Origin of the sequence: Fibrobacter sp. UWB10, from assembly GCF_900182935.1 — a bacterium.
GTDB classification, from domain to species: Bacteria; Fibrobacterota; Fibrobacteria; order Fibrobacterales; family Fibrobacteraceae; genus Fibrobacter; species Fibrobacter succinogenes_O.
The window spans coordinates 721,715-740,555 of record NZ_FXUE01000002.1 but is presented as its reverse complement, the minus strand read 5'-3'; the positions used below and the strand labels follow the sequence as shown (position 1 = coordinate 740,555).

At 49.8% G+C, this 18,841-nt stretch carries 18 protein-coding genes; 8 read left to right on the top strand and 10 right to left on the bottom strand.

Annotated elements, in window-relative coordinates; translation table 11 throughout:
• The first annotated feature begins 46 nt into the window (after positions 1–46).
• The 3 genes from QOL41_RS07670 to QOL41_RS07660 are packed head-to-tail and all read left to right on the top strand — an operon-like array spanning position 47 to position 2,002.
• Positions 47–613, top strand: a complete 567-nt coding sequence (locus tag QOL41_RS07670; protein WP_283429282.1) for a DUF4416 family protein — start codon at positions 47–49, stop codon at positions 611–613.
• Positions 614–619: 6 nt separating this feature from the next.
• Complete coding sequence (locus QOL41_RS07665; RefSeq protein WP_283429281.1) at positions 620–991, top strand: DMT family protein; 372 nt, start codon at positions 620–622, stop codon at positions 989–991.
• Between the two features lie 30 nt (positions 992–1,021).
• Positions 1,022–2,002: a M23 family metallopeptidase gene (locus QOL41_RS07660; protein ID WP_283429280.1), complete on the top strand. Its 981-nt coding sequence runs from the start codon at positions 1,022–1,024 to the stop codon at positions 2,000–2,002.
• A gap of 49 nt (positions 2,003–2,051) precedes the next feature.
• Here the strand turns inward: QOL41_RS07660 and thiE are convergent, their stop codons facing one another.
• The 8 genes from thiE to QOL41_RS07620 all read right to left on the bottom strand — a co-directional run bounded on the left by thiE (position 2,052) and on the right by QOL41_RS07620 (position 11,869).
• The gene (gene thiE, locus QOL41_RS07655; RefSeq protein ID WP_283429279.1) at positions 2,052–2,687 is read right to left on the bottom strand and encodes a thiamine phosphate synthase; all 636 of its coding nucleotides are present in this window, start codon (positions 2,685–2,687) and stop codon (positions 2,052–2,054) included.
• A gap of 85 nt (positions 2,688–2,772) precedes the next feature.
• A complete protein-coding gene (locus QOL41_RS07650) occupies positions 2,773–5,292 on the bottom strand; it encodes a glycoside hydrolase family 94 protein (RefSeq protein WP_283429278.1) in 2,520 nt (839 codons plus the stop codon).
• Positions 5,293–5,409: 117 nt separating this feature from the next.
• The gene (locus tag QOL41_RS07645; protein ID WP_173654155.1) at positions 5,410–6,009 is read right to left on the bottom strand and encodes a PadR family transcriptional regulator; all 600 of its coding nucleotides are present in this window, start codon (positions 6,007–6,009) and stop codon (positions 5,410–5,412) included.
• Positions 6,010–6,332: 323 nt separating this feature from the next.
• A complete protein-coding gene (locus tag QOL41_RS07640) occupies positions 6,333–7,775 on the bottom strand; it encodes an ATP-binding protein (protein ID WP_283429277.1) in 1,443 nt (480 codons plus the stop codon).
• A gap of 185 nt (positions 7,776–7,960) precedes the next feature.
• Positions 7,961–8,338 carry a hypothetical protein gene (locus QOL41_RS07635; RefSeq protein WP_283429276.1) on the bottom strand — a complete coding sequence of 126 codons (378 nt, stop codon included), beginning with the start codon at positions 8,336–8,338 and terminating at the stop codon, positions 7,961–7,963.
• A gap of 192 nt (positions 8,339–8,530) precedes the next feature.
• The gene (locus QOL41_RS07630; RefSeq protein ID WP_283429275.1) at positions 8,531–8,953 is read right to left on the bottom strand and encodes a hypothetical protein; all 423 of its coding nucleotides are present in this window, start codon (positions 8,951–8,953) and stop codon (positions 8,531–8,533) included.
• 158 nt (positions 8,954–9,111) lie between these two features.
• Positions 9,112–9,717, bottom strand: a complete 606-nt coding sequence (locus tag QOL41_RS07625; RefSeq protein WP_283429274.1) for a hypothetical protein — start codon at positions 9,715–9,717, stop codon at positions 9,112–9,114.
• Positions 9,718–10,009: 292 nt separating this feature from the next.
• A complete protein-coding gene (locus tag QOL41_RS07620; protein WP_283429273.1) occupies positions 10,010–11,869 on the bottom strand; it encodes a phosphoenolpyruvate carboxykinase (GTP) in 1,860 nt (619 codons plus the stop codon).
• 270 nt (positions 11,870–12,139) lie between these two features.
• Here QOL41_RS07620 and glgC point away from each other — a divergent pair, with 270 nt between their 5' ends.
• A complete protein-coding gene (gene glgC, locus QOL41_RS07615) occupies positions 12,140–13,390 on the top strand; it encodes a glucose-1-phosphate adenylyltransferase (protein WP_173654158.1) in 1,251 nt (416 codons plus the stop codon).
• A gap of 100 nt (positions 13,391–13,490) precedes the next feature.
• Here glgC and QOL41_RS07610 read toward each other — a convergent pair whose 3' ends face one another.
• Positions 13,491–13,901 (bottom strand): hypothetical protein, encoded by a 411-nt coding sequence (locus QOL41_RS07610; RefSeq protein WP_283429272.1) that lies wholly within the window; start codon positions 13,899–13,901, stop codon positions 13,491–13,493.
• Positions 13,902–14,040: 139 nt separating this feature from the next.
• Positions 14,041–14,865: a hypothetical protein gene (locus QOL41_RS07605; protein WP_283429271.1), complete on the bottom strand. Its 825-nt coding sequence runs from the start codon at positions 14,863–14,865 to the stop codon at positions 14,041–14,043.
• A gap of 145 nt (positions 14,866–15,010) precedes the next feature.
• Between QOL41_RS07605 and QOL41_RS07600 the strand changes: the two genes are divergently transcribed.
• Genes QOL41_RS07600 through trmFO form a run of 4 tightly spaced genes read left to right on the top strand, consistent with a single transcriptional unit; the run spans position 15,011 to position 18,766 of the window.
• A complete protein-coding gene (locus tag QOL41_RS07600) occupies positions 15,011–15,850 on the top strand; it encodes a NifU family protein (RefSeq protein WP_283429270.1) in 840 nt (279 codons plus the stop codon).
• Positions 15,851–15,855: 5 nt separating this feature from the next.
• Positions 15,856–16,941 (top strand): IMP cyclohydrolase, encoded by a 1,086-nt coding sequence (locus QOL41_RS07595; RefSeq protein ID WP_349362399.1) that lies wholly within the window; start codon positions 15,856–15,858, stop codon positions 16,939–16,941.
• A gap of 9 nt (positions 16,942–16,950) precedes the next feature.
• Positions 16,951–17,406 (top strand): hypothetical protein, encoded by a 456-nt coding sequence (locus QOL41_RS07590; RefSeq protein WP_283429269.1) that lies wholly within the window; start codon positions 16,951–16,953, stop codon positions 17,404–17,406.
• A gap of 28 nt (positions 17,407–17,434) precedes the next feature.
• On the top strand, positions 17,435–18,766 hold the full coding sequence (gene trmFO / locus QOL41_RS07585; protein ID WP_283429268.1) for a methylenetetrahydrofolate--tRNA-(uracil(54)-C(5))-methyltransferase (FADH(2)-oxidizing) TrmFO: 1,332 nt from the start codon (positions 17,435–17,437) through the stop codon (positions 18,764–18,766).
• The last annotated feature ends 75 nt before the right edge of the window (positions 18,767–18,841 follow it).

Genomic DNA, 18,841 nt, shown 5'->3' with positions numbered 1-18,841 from the left:
GTCAGAAATGAATAATTAACAATTAAAAATTACTAAATTACGGCCCATGGGTGAATTAAGGACACCAGCCAAAGTCAAGATAATCGTAGGGATTCTCGCGAAAGATTCCCAGGCGGTAGAAGCTGTGCGCGACACACTCCGCAACCGCTTTGGCGAAGAGGAGCTAGCGCTCCCGCCGTTCCCGTTCACCTTCACGAACTACTACGTCGACGAAATCGGGAACGCCCCCGTGCGTGCCTTTTTCAGCTACGAGACTCTGGTCGACCGCGAAACCATAGTCGACATCAAGCTCTGGAGCAACGACGTCGAACTCGAAATTGCCAAGCAAAACGGCACGCCCGGGCTTCGCCCCGTGAATCTGGACCCAGGCTACATGACGCTTGGGCAATTCTTCTTGGCGACCACCAAGGACCAGCGCCAGCGCGTATACATGCAACGCGGCATTTTCGTAGAACCCACGCTGTACTTTCAGGACGGACATTTCCACGCCTTCGACTGGACCTACCGCGACTACCAAAGCGAAAAGTATATCACCTACCTGGAACAGGTGCGCGCCCGCCTCGCCTACCAACTCAGCACAGGCAAACCTTACCGCCTGCGCACCAACCATTAAACAATTATGAAAGCCGGAATCTTTACAGTCATTCTCCTCATCATCAGTAACGTCTTTATGACCGCCGCCTGGTACGGCAACCTCAAGCTCAAGGAAATGCACATCAGCACCGACTGGCCGCTGATTTTGGTGATTCTCGCCTCCTGGGGCGTCGCTCTCATCGAATACTTCTTCATGATTCCCGCCAATACCATAGGCAGCCGCATTAACGGAGGCCCGTTCACCCTGATGCAGCTCAAGGTGATTCAAGAAGCCATCTCGCTGACCGTCTTTACCGTCATCGCGACGACCGTCTTCAATAACGAAGCGCTTCAATGGAACCATATTGTGGCCTTCATTTTCACTGTGGCCGCCGTATTCTTCGCATTTTTAAAGTAAATTTCTCTCACTAGAATTTTCTTTAAAAACATGAGCTTTTTGGGACTTCACAAGTGGATGGGTTTATTTGTCGCGATCATCGTGGCAATCTCTTTCACGAGTGCCCCCGCTTACGCAAAAGCCGCAACCGCCAAGAAATCCGAAAAGGAAACCTCGGCCCAAACGACGAAAAAGAAGTCCGACACCAAAAAGTCCTCCAAAAAATCAAAAAAAGCCAAGCCCAAGAAGTCCAAGAAAGTCAAATTGAGCGAAGACGACCCGAAAGCATTCACCAAGGCATTGCTCTACGACAAACAGGGCGTCGAATACGAAATCGTCGAATCCAAAAAGAAAAAGCAAACCAAGAAGGATTCTCCCCAAAAGAAGGAAGAAGTCGAAGAAGTCAACACATTCGATTTTTCGACAATCCTCCCGCCCATCACGCACGAAGCACTCATTGGCTCGCCCTATGGCATTCGCAGTCATCGCCTGCACCGCGGCGTAGACGTGAACGTGATTAAAGACGAACCCGTCGTGGCCGCCTACCCCGGCGAAGTCACCATGTCGCGTTACAACAAGGGCGGTTACGGCCACTACGTACTGATCAAGCACCCGAACGGAATCGAGACCCTTTACGCCCACCTTTCCAAGCGACTGCTTAACGTTGGCGATAAGGTTTTCCCGGGCGATATCGTAGGCCTCGCAGGCAATTCCGGCAGATCGTCGGCCGCGCACTTGCATTTTGAAATCCGCTACGGCGAAATCAATATTGACCCGACTACCGTTATCGATTTCCCGCATTGGTCGCTAAAGCCGGGCGTCAGCAAATTCTCGATGAAAAAGGCTCGCAGCGAGCACCGCAAAATCCAGAGCAAGCTCATCAACAACAACTATTACGTTGTTCAAGCCGGCGACTCCCAAGGGGATGTCGCCAACTGGTTCAATATTTCGATTGAATCGCTCTGCCGCATCAATGATTTAAAGCCCGGCGCCCCGCTCAAAGTGGGCCAGAAGCTCCGCGGCAGTAAATGACACGCAGTGTCATCCTGAGCAAGAAACCATAGGTTTCTTGTCGAAGGATCTATACCGAATTTTTAAGCTCTAGAAAAGCTTGCTTCAATTCTCGCGTAGCAGTTTCCGGATCAGCAGCCTTCATAATCGCAGACACGGCGCAAATGCCCGCAATACCCGAGTCCTTCAGCACAAAGATATTGTCCTTGTTAAGCCCGCCAATGGCATTCACCGGAATTGGCACCGCCTTCACAACATCCTTCAAAGTTTCAACCGGAGTAATCACCGTTTTCACATGGGTCGTGGTCGGATAAATTGCACCACAACCCAAGTAGTCTGCGCCCTGTTCATAAGCTTCAAGCGCCTGCGGTACCGTCTTCGCGGTAGCACCTATAATCTTGCCCTCTCCCATAAGCTTACGGGCCAAACGCACCGGCATATCGCTTTGCCCCACATGAACGCCCTCGGCACCAATCGCCAAGGCCACATCCACGCGGTCATCAATAATCAGAGGAATCCCGTAACGAGCCGTAATCGCATGCACCGCCTCGGCCAGCTGCAAATACTCGCGGGTAGACCTATCCTTTTCGCGCAACTGAATAATGGTTGCTCCACCCTTGCAAGCAGCCTCCACCACAGGCAAAAAACGATCTTCCGGCACAGTCGTGCTGTCAGTAATAAAATAAAGCGTCGTATCGAGTTTCATGATGCGCACAAATATAAAAATCCGCCTCGTGAGAGGCGGACTTTTAAATTCCCAATTTGGATTAGAACTTAAATTCTAATTCAAATTAACCGAGGGTAACCTCAACTTTATGAGTACCCTTCGTGAAAATCGGGGCCACGTCAGCGTCAATCTTCTTGCCATCGACGATCATCTCGGCGACACCCTTGCACACGTGCTTCGGGTTCTTCACTTCGATTTCGTAGGTAGCGCCGCGGAACTTGCGGGTCACCTTGAAGCCGTCCCAAGAGCTCGGGATGCAGGGATTCACGATGAGGCCCTTGAAGCTTGCGCGGACACCGATGATGAACTGCGTTGCAGCCTGGTAAGTCCAGGAGCTGGTACCGGAGAGCCATGCGTTACGGCCCATACCGAACTGCTTGTGTTCGTCACCGAGGATGTTCTGCGGATAGCAATACGGTTCAGATTCGAACTCGTCGAGCTTGGTGTTCTTGGCAGCCGGGTTAATTTGGCTGTAATACTGGAAGGCCTTGTCGCCACGGCCGAGAATCGTTTCGGCAATCATCACCCACGGGTTGGTGTGGAGGAAGATACCGCCGTTTTCCTTGGCTCCAGGAGGATAGGTAGAAATGCCACCCACGTTCGGGTCGAAGCCGCGGTAGCCCGGAGTAGAGCTCTTCACGCCGTTGGCGGTGTTGAGGAGCTTGTTCAGGCTGTCCATGCCCATCACGGCACGGTCGCCAGTAGCAATGCCAGAAATCACAGACCAGGACTGGCTGTTGCAGTAAATCTTACCGTACTTGGCCTTGTTGGTGCCGTAGGCGTTGCCCTGCTTGTCGAACCAGCGGACCCACCACTTGCCGTCCCAAGCGCTGTCATTGAAGGCCTTCTTCACGTCTTCGTACCAGCCCTTGTACATTTCGACAGACTTGGTGTCGCCGAGAGCTTCGCAGATGTCCATCATTTCAAGGAGAGCCTTAGCATACAGGCCCGTGTTGAAGGAGGATTCTGCACCGAGCGGGAGGTTCATGCAGTCGTTCCAGTCGGCAAAGCCGAGGAGCGGAAGGCCGTGCTTACCAAGGTGAGTACGGGTAAAGTTGAGAGAACGCTTGAGGTGTTCGAGCACGGAGCCCTTTTCACGCTGGGCGCGCTTCTTGCCGGCTTCGTAGAACGGAACTTCCTTCTTGAGGAGGTCCATCTTGCCGGTTTCCTTGAGGTAGTTAGCAATGGTGAGCACAATCCACAGGTGGTCGTCGCCGTACCAGTCAGCGTAAGCCGGGTTGCCGTTTTCATCGAGCACACCCTTCTTTTCGCGGGAGTCACCGGCGTTAGCTTCGTTGCCGTTGTCTTCAGCAAGGGCAAGCGGAGCGTACTGGTGCATGGCGTTACCTTCAGGACGCTGCACAGAGAGCAGGTTCAAGGCGAGTTCCAATGCTTCTTCCGGCATGTGGCTCATCACGCCCATGAGGTCCTGGCTGGAGTCACGGTAACCGATACCGCGGCTGGTGCCGTAGCCCAGCTGATACAGGGACAGGTAGCGGCTCCAGTTCTTGGTGGTGTGGCACTGACGCGGGTTGTGCACGTTCACCATGGAGTTGAACGCTGCATCCGGAGTCTGCACCTGGATCGTAGAGAGGTACTTTTCCCAGAACTTGGCGAGTTCGTCGAAAGCCTTGTCGACGTTCTTCAAGTCGCGGTACTTGGCGATTGCCTTAGAAGCAACCTTCAGGCTCTGTTCCTGACCGAGCTGGGTGCAGGTGCGGAAGGTCTTGTTAGCGGCAATCTTGCCAGCGTGGATCATGAGAGCGGCAATGTTGTCGCCACGATCGCATTCGCTGTTGGAAAGTTCTTTGTTGGCGAGGCTGAGCGGAGCAGCCCAGGAACCCATTTCGTTTGCGCCGAGGAACACGCGGCGGTCGCCATCGAAGCTACCGACCTTGCAGTTTGCAGTCACATAGTTCACGGCGAAGTCACGCTTCATGTAAGCGTACTGTTCGAGCACCACGTGGCCGTCCTTTTCCCAGTGGCCCTTGAGGGTCATGGTCTGCGGAACCCAGTCGGCGTTGGTGAGCTGCTTTTCAGCTTCGAAGTGGCTGAATTCATAAACCGGGATAATATCCACTTCCTTGGAAGCCTTGTCGAGGTTCGTGACCTGGATATCCTGGAGGAGTGTGTTGGAGCCAGTCGGCACGAAAATCGTCACCTGCGTACGGAGGCCTTCGCATTCGGCGATCCAGCGCATGTAAGAAAGACCCACGTGGCATTCCCACTTCTTCATCTTGGTGAGAGTCGGAACCACGAACGGAGAGAACACGGTATAACCCTTGGCGTTCTTCACGCGGATATAGATGGTGCTGGCCTTAAAGTCAGAGCAAGGCATCTGGGCGATGTACTTGGTGATACGGTTCAGGGCCGGGTCGCCCTTGCAAACGAGGGTACCGCCAGTAGTATCCACGATACCACCAAAGTTCAAAGTACCAACATAGTTGCACCACTTGATCGGGGTTGCCGGCGTGGTAAGCACGTATTCTTTCTTGGCGTCGTCAAAGTAGCCGTACTTTGCAGCAGTCTTAGCTGCAACCTTCTTGGCCTTCGGGGCGCTCTTCTTGGTCTGTTTTGTAGCCATTGTTTCTCCGTAAGAGGGGGTTGTTAAATTCCGGGTGTAAATATAAAAAATGTGAGATGAGAAATGTGAAATGAGAGATCCTAAATTTCACATTACACATTCCACATTACACATTCATTAATCCTTTTTCTTATCCACAAAATCTCTGTTACCGAAATTGATGTAGAAGTAGCCGTTAAGCTTCTTGTTGCGTACCGGATCGCGCAAGATTCCGATAGCGGCGCGCACGTACTTGAGTTCCACCAGAATGTGGTCGCGGCTCATGCAGTTGAGGAACGGACCTTCGGCAAAAAGGGTCGGGCGCGGTTCTTCGGCAATCATCTGTTCCAAGCGTTCAACCTCTTTCACCAGTCGACGTTCATGCGCTTCCAGTGTGCGGATCAATTCCTTTTGTTCGGCACCGAAAAGGAAGGCAAAACCGAGCGTTCTCGGATCATCGTTAAAGCCGGTCAAATGCTTTAGCACTTCCTTGCGCAAAGTTTCTCGACCTTTTTCAGTAATCGAGAAAACCACGCGTTCAGGGCGGTTACCATCGCGTTCGCTACGGCCAGCAATGTCACCATGCTTTTCGAGTGTCGCAAGCCTGTTGTAAACGGTCGACGTGCTGAGGTTTGCCCAGCGGTCCAGTTCGCGATTGCGCACTTCGGTAATGATGTCGTAACCGCTGCGCTCCTTTTCCAGGATCAGGCCCAGAAGTACCAAGTCATAACGATTCATATATACCCTTCTTCTTATTCCAGAAAAAATCCATTAAGGTTCACTTATTGGACTATTCCAACTTGGAATATAACTAAAATTTGTCGTGTTGCGACATTTTTTTCCCAAAAAAAGTGTACACACGGCTATAATTTTTGACTATAACAGCAAAAAGAACCGCGATTGTGGATATATTTCAATTACATGGGCTTAGTTCTCTTTCAACGTGAATTCGCCATTTTCAATGTAACTTCGCGGCTTCAGCCGCGTCAATGCGTCTGTGTGAACTCGATAGGCATACCTCTCCAATCATAGGAATTTTTCAGACAATCAACACGCTAGCATCAGGGCTTCACCGTCACGAATTGCTGTTTCTTGCTCTTGGGCTTGTCCGGTATGGACAACTTCAACAAGCCCCGCTCTACCATCGGGAAAATGTGCCTTGTCATGAGGTAGGCAATGGTGATATCATCCTTGAAGCGTTCTTCCAGTTCGCCGCGTGTCCTTGGCCTTGTGCAAAAATCAAGGATACTCTGCTGGAACGGGGTCAAGGGTTCTTCTTTTTTCGCGATAGTGTTGTACAACGTAACGCGAAACACTCCGTAGGAGCTCTCGAACTTGGGTGGCTGCAGGCCGGCCTCCTCCATGGCACGCTTTATTGTGGGAATACCGCTATAGCGGTTTTCCGTCTGCCCTATGACTTCGAGGGCATTTGCCAGGTATGGGTTTCGCGTATCCGCGCCGAACTCTCCCAGCGTCTCGATGCGGTTCCGTCCATAAAGCCCTCCGGGGTTTTCCACCTCGATCCTGTCAGAAAACATCCTGATGGTGACCGGGCAATTGTCCGTATGGATGCTGTAGTCCCTGTGGACAAGCGCGTTGATGATGATTTCGCGGATGGCGACAACCGGATATTCCGGCCTGTCCACGCGGTTTCCCGTCCGTTCATCAATCGTGGTGCAGGTCTTCATGTTGCGCATGACGAACGCCACGGCCTCGTCACGCATTTGACGGACCGATCCTTCGATACGTTTGTTGTCGATGAACCTGGCTCCGGATTCTCCGACAGTGCCGATTTCTGTCCCCGCGACGGAAACTGCCGTGATGCAGAGCCCGGGGAAGAATCCCTGCGGATAAACCCCGAACATAAGGAGTCCCGTAACAGTCGGGTGGCCGTTCGCTACGAATCCTTGCAAACTCAGGCAGCGTTCCATGGGAAGCGAGGCGATGGCGGGCTTCTTTTCCCGCAGCTCCAGCATATATTTTTTCAGGGCGTCCGTTCTCAGTTCCTTTTCGCCGGCGCGTTCCACGACCCGCAACTCGTCCTCGATTTTTTTCTTGAACGCCTCATAGGTATAGACCTCGTATTCGGTCATCTGGCGGTCGCTTTCGCCGACACGGACAAAGGATCCGCGCAACCTGCCGCCACCCTTGTAAAAGCAGGGTTTCTGGAAGTCGTCTATCTCGGGGATTTCCGCACTTACAACCGCCTTTCCGTCAAAGACCGTCGTCGTGCAGAGTGCCTTTACGGGCGGCTCCATCTGCAGGCACTGTTCCGATATCTTTTTTATGAGGTCGGCAGCGTCATATACCCCGCAGACCTGGAAATCGTTTTTTTCGTCGATACCGAAAAGAATCACCCCTCCGTCCTTTTGATTCGAGAACGAGGACAGTGTATCAAAAAGCCTTGGGCAGCCCGCCCCGGCTTTCTTGATTTCAATGTGGCTGTTCTCGCATTTCTGCTCAAGGATGGTTCTGATAATCGAGTCAAGTTTCTTTTTGAGCATTTTTGACGAATCCCTTTTTCGTTAAATTTAATCAAAAATTCGTCAAAAATCAATACTTTTCGTCAAATTCACTCATTTTTCATTAAAAATTCGTCAAGTTTTCGTTAAAAATACCAAACCGTCTTCGAAAATCCCCTTATTATTGATTTTAAACTCGACTGGCATACCTCTCCAATCATAGCGATTCAATACGTAACTATCCTTTCACCAAAAGGACCTAAATAGATGTTGCAGACATTAAAATAATATGATTTAGATTCAAAACCATTCAAAAAATCTACATATTGTCCTCCTTCATACTTGACAACTCCAATTACACCATCAATGCCATAATAATGTATATCTAATTGAACAGTGTCTTTATATATTTTTTGTGATTGATCTTCAAGAAATAAAGCATCTTCAAGTGATATACAAGAATGGCAATTCGCTGTTGTAGAAACATAGAAATAACCTGACCCCCAATCACTTTTTATTGGAGATCTTTCATACTTTATATAAGCAAATATAAAGAGAAATATTAAAAATAATACTATAAAAAATTTCTTTCCAAATTTCTTCATCTCTAACCTTATTTCTGTGTTCTAGTTTTTCCTTCGGAACCGTATAAAATATGATCAAAATTATTTCTTTAGACAGAAATCCTTGACATATCTTTCTACAGAAACAAACACTATAAACCTATTCATATGCAGCATTCTCTGTAGTTTGTTTTTCCTAACCTCTCAAATCATAGAAAAAATGAACAGCATTAATTAACGCACCCTTGTACTAATAGTATTCTTACCTTTGTATTCATATAGCCAAAAATCTCCAAGATCTTTTAGAGAAACACTCTTTTTTCCCCTGAATTTTTTTATATGACAAATATTTTTAAACTCATATGTAATAACATTTTTTTCAGATAACGCGACTAAAGCAGCCTCCCTAAAACAAGAATCTTTATCATTTTTTATTCTTTCTATAGCTTTATCGGATATTTTAAAAACAGAATTGGGAATATCTTTAATTAAATAAAGTTCATCTATAGTCAAGCCAGATTCATATTTTGCAAGTGAATCAATAAGGCAACTAACCTTTGACGGTTCAACGCCATAAACAACATCTTCTGGATGACCATAATTAGTTTCACAATCAGGTTGTCCGGTGCAAATGTAGTCAAAAAACAATGTATCCATAGATGAATTCCAACATGTTTTTTCCTGAGCGCTCACTGCACAATGGAGAAAGATGCAACTAAGGGCCAATAGGAACAAATTCTTCCGCATCAACATAAATATCGTCTCCTTTTCCATTTCTATCAGCAAGCCGGTCATGAATCTAAATCGCTAATCATTCAAAAGGTCAAGAGAAGATGTTTTTTACATCCATGAACAAATACTTCTTTTGCAAAGAAATTGTACATGTTGTCTTTTCCTCTGATTTCTTCGTTGCCCGGGAAAAACTCAAATCTATCTTTTAATGAAGCATTCTTATTGCTTTTCCCCTTCCACACGAACAAAGAAATCCTTGGTCCATTTTTTGATGGCACTTCTTGCGTCACAGCTCTCACTTTATTTTCAATACTAATTAATCTTTTCATCTGTTCCGGTGATAGATCCTCATAAACACCGCAAACGCTAGACCAGACCCGATTGACTTTTTTGTTTTTAGAATACATAAAATAGCCATCATTCGCCGGGAACATATAAATCACAAGATCATCATCTAAAGAAAAAATGTCATCAAAATGTCCAAAGTAATATCTCAGAAAATGTTCAAAAGCCGAATAGGTATTTTCGTCATTCATGCATTGCTTGCATCGATTTATCGTTATACTGTCAAAGGAAGGTGGACAGGAACTATCTTCACTTTCCTCACAGCCTACGAAAATCAGCAGTAAAAAGCAGATAAGTAATCTACCGAGCATAAGACGATTTAAAGTCAAATTCTTGCGCATCATTTAGACACCATTTCTATTTCTTTAATTTACTTTTATTTTTTTTGTCTGCGGTAAGTTCACGCGTTCCATTTTTCATTTTAAGCATCTTTTTTTAAATATATAAAAAAAGAATCTTTTTCAAAAGATTTGTGTAAAGGGCTCCACATTTGACAGAAGTTCTCTACGGCTATAAAGGAACCACTGATTACGATTTTTCACAGACCTGTTACAGGTCAATTTTTTAAAAGAACCGCGGCCAGCTGAAAGCTAGTCGCGGTTTCTTTAAGGAATTCCGTTTGGAAAATAAGGTTGATTAAGCCTTATTCAAACGATCCTGGATCATTTCGATGATGTCAGAGAGTTCCTTCGGGAGGTGCTTGCCGAACTTCGGATAGTGATTTTCCTTAACGTCGGCGAGTTCCTTCTTCCAGCCTTCCACATCAACCTTGAGGATTTCCGGGAGGGTTTCCTTGTAGTAGTCAGCGAGACCATCGGTGTTGAGGGTCTTCGGCATGTAACCGATAGCGGTTTCAACAACGTTGGAGTTATCGCCGTTGCAACGGTCGAAGATCCAAGCGAGCACGCGGCTGTTGTCGCCGTAACCCGGCCACATGAAGCCACCCGGAAGCTTTTCGTTGTTGGCATCCTTACGGAACCAGTTCACGTAGAAGATCTTCGGGAGCTTGTCTTCGGTAGACTTCTTACCGATTTCGATCCAGTGCTTGAAGTAGTCACCCATGTTGTAGCCGCAGAACGGGAGGATTGCGAACGGGTCGCGACGGATCTTACCGACCTGAGAGGCGTCAATCGTAGAGGCAGCCGTGATTTCGGAACCCACGATGGAGCCGAGGAACACGCCGTGGTTCCAGCTGAGGGACTGGTGAACCAGAGGAATGGTGGACGGACGACGGCCACCGAAGAGGATAGCGTCGATAGGCACGCCAGCAGGATCTTCCCATTCCTTGGCGATGCAGGGGCACTGCTTGGCCGGAGCGGTGAAGCGAGCGTTCGGGTGAGCCATTTCTTCGCCCTTAGGAGCCTTGTCCTTCGGGAGAGCGTCACGGGTCTTGCCCTTCCAGTCAACGAGCTTGCCCTTAGCCGGGTAGCCGATGCCTTCCCACCAGATGTCGCCGTCTTCAGTGAGGGCGCAGTTGGTGTAAATGGTGTTCTTTTCTGCAGAGATAAGAGCGTTCTTGTTGGATTCTGCAGAGGTGCCCGGAGCAACGCCGAAGAAGCCGGCTTCCGGGTTGATAGCGTAGAGACGGCCATCCTTACCAAACTTCATCCATGCAATGTCGTCACCGATGGTTTCGACCTTCCAGCCCGGGATAGTCGGGATGAGCATGGCGAGGTTCGTCTTACCGCAAGCAGACGGGAATGCGCCAGTCACGTACTTGACTTCGCCCTTCGGGTTGGTGAGCTTGAGGATGAGCATGTGTTCAGCGAGCCAGCCTTCGTCGCGAGCGAGAACGGTAGCGATACGGAGAGCGAAGCACTTCTTACCGAGAAGAGCGTTTCCACCGTAGCCCGAACCGTAGGACCAAATGAGGCGTTCTTCGGGGAACTGAGTGATGTACTTGTATTCAACGTCTGCGCAGGGCCAGATGCCGTTGTCGCTTTCGCATTCGCGGAGCGGCTTACCAACGGAGTGGAGGCACGGAACGAATTCAGCGTTCACGTCTGCATTGAAGATGTCGAGAACCTTCTTACCGGCGCGAGTCATGATGTCCATGTTGAGAACAACGTATTCGGAGTCAGTGACTTCGATACCGTTCTTGGAAATCGGGGAGCCGAGCGGGCCCATGCAGAACGGAATCACGTACATGGTACGGCCGTGCATACAACCCTTATAGAGCTTACGCATCGTCTGCTTGAGTTCAGACGGGTCGATCCAGTGGTTGGTCGGACCTGCATCTTCTTCCTTCACAGAGGAAATGAAGGTACGGGATTCGACGCGGGCCACGTCAGACGGGAGAGAACGGAACAGGTAGCAGTTTTCCTTCTTGGCGAGCTTCGTGGCGAGGCCAGCCTTGACGCACTTCTGCATAAGGGCATCGTATTCTTCCTTGGAGCCGTCAACGACAACGACGTTGTCCGGTTCGCACATGGCAATCATTTCATTCACCCAAGTACTGATCTTCGGGTGCTTGATATCGTTAAGGGTAAGACTCATTATGAGCTCCTGTTTGGTTTAACGTTAAGTTTCGATAATTTCGAACGCGGTAAAATTTACAAAAAACAATGTCCAAATTGCAGGGGCGTTGGCAATTTTTTGAACTAAATCACCCCATCCATCCGCCACACGCAGTCCGCCCTATACAGACAAGCGCAAAAAAAATTCGATTTTTTTTGTAAAAATCTTTTCATTTAGCCTAAAATTACATAAATTAGGCTTGTATACACGAAAAGGGCGTTTTAGCCCTCATTATAAGGTTATTGCTATATGAGTTGGTCTTATTCTAGAGAACACCAGAAAAACATCCTTTGCATGATCATGGCCGGCGGTCAAGGCAGCCGTTTACAGCCCCTCACCCGCGACCGCGCGAAGCCTGCCGTCCATTTTGGCGGAACTTACCGCATTATCGACTTTGTGCTCAACAACTTCATCAACTCCGGCATCTTTAAAATCAAGGTCTTGACCCAGTTCAAGAGCGATTCCTTGAACAAGCACATTTCTGCCGCCTGGAACCTGAACGCAAGTCTCGACCAGTACGTGGACCTGGTGCCTGCACAGATGCGCACAGGCGACGACTGGTACAAGGGCACTGCCGACGCCATTTTCCAGAACATCAACTTGATTACGGACGAACGTCCGGACCTCGTGGCGATTTTCGGTGGCGACCATATTTATAAGATGGACATCAACCAGATGATTGATTTCCACCTGAGCCGCGCCGCCCTTTTGACGATTGCCGCCATTCCGGTGCCGGTTTCCGAAGCCTCTGAATTCGGTATTATCGAAGTGGATGCCGACAACCGCATGATCGGTTTCGAAGAAAAGCCCAAGAACCCGAAAGAAATGCCCGGCAACCCCGGCTACTGCTTGGCCAGCATGGGCAACTACATCTTTACGAGCAAGTTCCTGGTGCGTGAACTCTTGAAGGGCGCACAAAACGGCGCAACCGACTTCGGCAAGCATATTATTCCGAGCCTGTACAAGGACTACCCCGTTTACGTGTACGACTTCAACACCAATATCGTGCGCGGCGAACAGGCCAGCACCAAGGGATACTGGCGCGACGTGGGAACGCTCGATGCCTTCTTCGAAGCGAACATGGACCTCTGCTCCGAAAACCCGCCGTTCGACCTTTACAACAACTACTGGCCGATTCGCACGTTTAACTGGAACCAGCCGCCTGCAAGATTCTTCGCTGGCGACGGCGATGCTCACCAGGGCGCAGCTATTGACTCCATCGTGTCTTCGGGCTGTATCATTGGCGGCGGTACGGTTGTCAAGAGCATTCTCTCCCCCGGCGTTTCTATCCAGAAGGACGCCCTGGTCGAAGAATCCATTCTCTTCCCGAACGTGACGATTGGCCCGGGTGCCAAGGTGCGCCGTGCCATCATCGAAAAGGGCCTGCACATTCCGGCCGGCTTCCAGATTGGCTACGACTTGGAACGTGACAAGAAGCTGTTCCACGTAACCGAGTCCGGAATCGTCGTCCTTGCGAAGGATACCATCATTAAAGCCTAATAGTCATCCTGAGCCTGTCGAAGGATCTAAAAACAACAAGAAAAACCCCGACATTAAGTCGGGGCCTTTTTTTGAATTCTCTAAGTAAAGCTAGATACGATTAGTAAGCGTAATCGTCACCACCATCCATCATAGCATTACATTGTGCCTGGAGGGAAGACTCAATCTGACCAAGCGATAATGGATAGTAATCATAGATCACGATGGTATTGCCACTACAAGTCACATATTCACTTCCGAAATCATAGGTGTCATCATAGCAATCATCATCGATATCGGCCTGAGGAACATTCTTATAGGTCTTAGTCGTAACAGCGTAATCATCCTGGAGACGATATTCCTCTGTATACTTCATACCCAGATAACGATAAGTCTGCGTTACCGAATTGGCATCCGAGGTAATCTTGCAAGAGATTTCATTATCACTAGATGCTTCGGTTGTAGATTCGCAACCGACCAGACCGAATGCACCGGCCAACAAGAGGGCAACGCCCCATTTTTTCATACTCATCATGAGCTCCTTTCGAATAAGTTTGCTAGAAAGATAACTTTTTGTAACAAAAAAAGCAACAGAAAATGTTAAAAAAATTAAAAAGACCCCGACTAAAAAGTCGAGGCCTTGTTAGTGAGGTATTATTTTGAAGAGAAAACTATTGTTGGCCCGGGGTTTCTGCAGGAATTTCGCCAGCGCCACCACCGTAGTTGCCGCCACCGAAGTTGCCGCCACCGAAGTCGCCGCCACCGAAGTCGCCGCCACCGAAGTCGCCTCCGCCGAAGTCGCCTCCGCCGAAGCTGCCCATATCAATGCCCCACTTTCCGTCTTTGCAGACGTAGGTCATTTCAATCTGGTTACCCATCATTTCCATGGTTTCAGTCTTCGTGGCACCTTCTTCGGTGCACTTGTTGGCTTCGGCTGTTGCCGTAGAATCATATTCCCACTGGCCGTTTTTGCAAACCATCGTTGCCATACCCATCATATTCTGAGTGGCACCTTCTTCATCGCACTTCATCATATTCATGATAGCGGTAGAATCGACGGTCCACTGGCCATCCTTACAAGTCTGCGTCATGCCATACTGATCCCGAGTGGCACCTTCTTCGTCACACTTCATGTAGTCCGTATAATTGAAGCTTGTATCCGGAGTAAAAGCGGATCCGCCTTCGCTCGAAGAACTTTCTGCCGGAGGTTCCGTTACCGGTTCAGTCGTTTCTGAGCCCGGATTCGTTTCAGGAACAGTCCCCTCTTCCTTTGTACCAGAACCGGCATCTTCCTTCTTAGATTCCGAGCTTTTTACACTTTCTTCACTGGAAGAACTTGCAGCAGTCTTGTCGCCACCATCATTGGAATCACTAGAGACAATTTGCTGGGTTTCACCCTTGGAATCGTCGCTACTTGCCGATGCGGAATCATCGCAAGCTATGAATGTGAATACCGAAGCGGCTAGAACCGCGAGACTTAATTTTTTGAGATTCATACATCACTCCTTTTGAAACTCTACGGAGTAAAATATTTTTCCGTAAGAAAAAGGGTTGTTTTGTAAATTAAATTCTGTTGTTTAACACACCAACATCATTCAAATAGAATCTTCAAAACAGTCTAAATTTTCTAAATTTGGGCACATGAGTGAAGAATTGAGCGCAAACTTATCGAAAAAATTACAAGACATAGCCAAGGCCCCCAAGTACCGTGGAGCCATTTTCCAGATTGAAGCCGACGAAAAGGGACTTGCACTCGTAGACGTGAAGGAAGCTAGCCTGAAGGTCTACTTGATGATTGACCCGGAATGCGACAAGATTTTGGAAACGAGATTCTTTACCTACGGTGGCCCGATTTTCACCGCCCTTGCAGACACCTTCTGCAAGAAAATCCAGATGGCAACCATCGACGAAGCTTGCGCAATTACCGCCGAAAGTTTGGAACTGGAACTCCGCGACACGCCGGACGTGCCGGCCATTGCCGAAAATGCTCCTGAAATCAAGCAGATGAACACGCTGATCAAGCGCGTTTACGACGTTTACCCCGAAAAGAAGGCGACCGCCATTCTAGTGCGCGAAAAGATGGAACGCATCAAGTACCGCACGCAAACCGCCGAAGGCCGTGCCGAAGCGGACGCCGAATGGAACGCCCTCACCAAGATTCAGAAAATCGAAAAGATCGAAGCCTGGTTGCACCAGTCCGTGCGCGGCATGCTCCAAGGCGACGGCGGCGACGTTGAAATTCTCGACTTGACCGAAGACAACCGCTTGAAAATCCGCTACCAGGGTGCCTGCGCCGGTTGCGGTTCTGCCATGGGTGGAACGCTCTTCTATATCGAAGACGAACTCAAGAACAACGTGTACTACAACCTGATTGTAGAACCCGAAGACCCGCTCGACAACATCCAGCAAAACGAAATGTCCGATGCGGACCGAAATTTGGCCGGATTAGACGATAACAATCCTCCCCCCAGCCTTTTCTAAATTTTATATTAAAGTTTGAAAACAACAAAGGAAACCTTATGTCCGAAGAACTCGTTTTGAAATTCGTAGACCCGAAGCCGATGCGCTACGGTGAAAATTCCCACCAGTCCGCAGTATTCTACCGCGACCCGACTTGCACCGAAGCAAGCCTCGCTACCGCAAAGCAGCTCTGGGGTAAGGAACTTTCTTACAACAACATCGTAGACGCAGACGCCGCCCTCGAAATGGCCCGCGAATTTAGCGAAACCAACGCCGTCGTGATCGTGAAGCACATGAACCCGTGCGGACTTGCTACCGGCGAAAGCCTCCGTGAAGCCATGGAAGCCGCTTGGGCAGGTGACCCGGTGTCGGCGTTCGGTTCCGTAATTGCCGTGACCCGCAAGGTAGACCTCAAGACTGCTGAATTCTTGAAGGGCCGCTTTGTAGAAATCTTGCTCGCTCCGGCATTCGACGACGACGCTCTCGAATTCCTGAAGAACAAGTCCAAGGACATTCGCCTCCTCGAAGTGGGCGAAATCAAGAAGGCAACCCACTGCAAGGTGTACAAGCACGTGATTGGCGGCATGCTCGTTCAGGACCGCGACGTGGACACCTACGAAAAGTTTGAATGCGTGACGAAGGCCCAGTTCCCGAAGAACAAGGAAGACCTCGCCCGCTTTACTTGGCTCGTGACCAAGCACACCAAGTCCAACGCCATCGTGATGGGCTACGAATACAAGCCCGGCTACTTCCAGGTGATGGGTCTTGGCCCCGGCCAGCCGAACCGCATTGACTCCAACCTCCGTCTTTGCCAGCCGCGCGTGCGTGACAACGTCGCCCGCATGGAAGAAGCCAAGGCATTCTTCGACGAAAACGGCAAGCTCATCAACGAAGCCGGCCTCAAGGCCCTCGAAAAGAAGGTGTTCGGCGAAGTCGTGATGGGTTCCGACGCATTCTTCCCGTTCCCGGACAACGTCGAAGCCGCCCACGATGCTGGCGTGCGCTACATTGTGCAGCCGGGTGGTTCCAAGAAGGACGACCTCTCTATCGAGAAGTGCGACGAATTCGGCATTGCCATGGTGTTCACCGGCATGAGGCACTTCCGCCACTAAGGGTCGCCTATGGTTCCGACTTCTCAGAAGGAAATCAATCAGCGGGAAAAGGACCTGTACTACACGGTCCTTTCCTTCCTGAAAAAAATTCGTAAGGCAGGCAAGACTACCGCGAAGGAGTGGGACGAATACCGTTCCGCCATCAAGAGTGTTGCCATGTCTGCCGATATGGGTAAGGCCGCTGACTTGTGGACCATGGACAACCTGGACCAGTTCAGCCCCGACAAGACCCAGCTCCCCCCGCTCAACGACATGGAATACGTGGCACGCGTATCGCCCGAGTTCCTTTCGCAGCTCATGGAAGCATTGTATTACGGCATGCTGAATCCGACCCAGGCGAACATGATTTCCGACGAGATCCAGGACGCAGACCCCGAGTACGTGACTTCGGCCTCGCTCGAAGAACTGCTTGTAAAGCTCTGGATCGGGAATGCCAAAAGCTACCGCAAGATGGTGACGAATTAGTTAGAAGAACTTAGAGCTTAGATCTTAGATGACTCAAAAAGTTCGTGTAATTGGTGGCGGCCTTGCTGGCTGCGAAGCGGCTTTGCAACTTGCAAGTCGCGGTTTTAAGGTTGATTTGTACGAAATGCGCCCGGTAAGGCAGACTCCTGCCCACAAGGACGGCCATTTGGCACAATTAGTTTGTTCCAACAGCTTTAAGGCTTTGGGCATTACAAGTGCTCACGGACTTTTAAAGCAAGAACTCACGATGCTCGGGAGTTTTTTGCTGGATTCGGCCCGCGAAGCGGCCGTGCCCGCAGGCGACTCGCTCACTGTTAACCGCGATATTTTCAGCGAATCGGTCGAAAAAAAGATTGCTGAATCGCCAAACATTACACTCCACCGCGAAGAAGTCACAAGCCTCGAAGGCGACTGTCCGACTCTCGTAGCCGCAGGCCCCTTGGCTAGTGACGCGCTTGCCGACGACATTTTCAAGCGCCTCGGCAGCAATCGTCTACACTTTTTTGACGCCATCGCTCCGGTTGTCGAAACCGACAGTATCGACTTTGACCACGCCTTTTACCGCAACCGTTGGGAAAAGGGCGAAACGGCTGACTTTATCAACTGCCCGCTGGACAAGGAAACCTACACCGAATTTGTGCGCAAACTCTGCGAAGCCGAAAGCACCGAGCCGCGCCCGTTCGAAAAGAACGAGCTGTTCGAAGGTTGCTTGCCAGTAGAAGAAATGGCCCGCCGCGGTTTTGAAACGCTCCGCCACGGTCCCATGCGTCCGATTGGCCTTGGTCTCGGCAACAACGGAAAATTGTGGTACGCGGTGATCCAGCTCCGCGCCGAAAACAAGCAAAAGACTTTGTTCAATATGGTGGGTTTCCAGACGCGCCTCAAATGGGGCACGCAAAAGGAAATCTTCACCATGGTGCCGGCACTCCGCAATGCGAAATTTGCACGCCTCGGCTGCATGCACCGCAACACCTTCATTGAATCTCCCAAATTCCTGGACAAGACACTCCGCCTGCGCCCGGATCTTGAATGCGCCAAGAACATTCCGCCTACATGGTTTGCGGGCCAGATTACGGGTTCCGAAGGCTACACCGAAGCGGTCGCCACTGGCTGGTACGCCGCCTGGAATATGGCACAGACGATCCTACACGGGCATGCCGACCCGCTGCCGGACGAAAGCTGCATCGGCTCGCTCATGAACCGCCTGGTGGAAGAAAACGAAGACTTCCAGCCCATGAATTTCAATTTCGGGCTGCTCCCCCACCACGAAGGTCTCAAGAAAAAAAATAAAAAAGAGATTCTTGCGGCTCGCGCCGAAGAATCTGTCCGAAAGTGGATTGCGGATAGGAAGATAGTCTAGTCTTGGATACAGCAGACAAATCACAAAAAATTGTCTGATTTTCATTTTTCCTTCATATTCTCCCCTAAAAAGGTA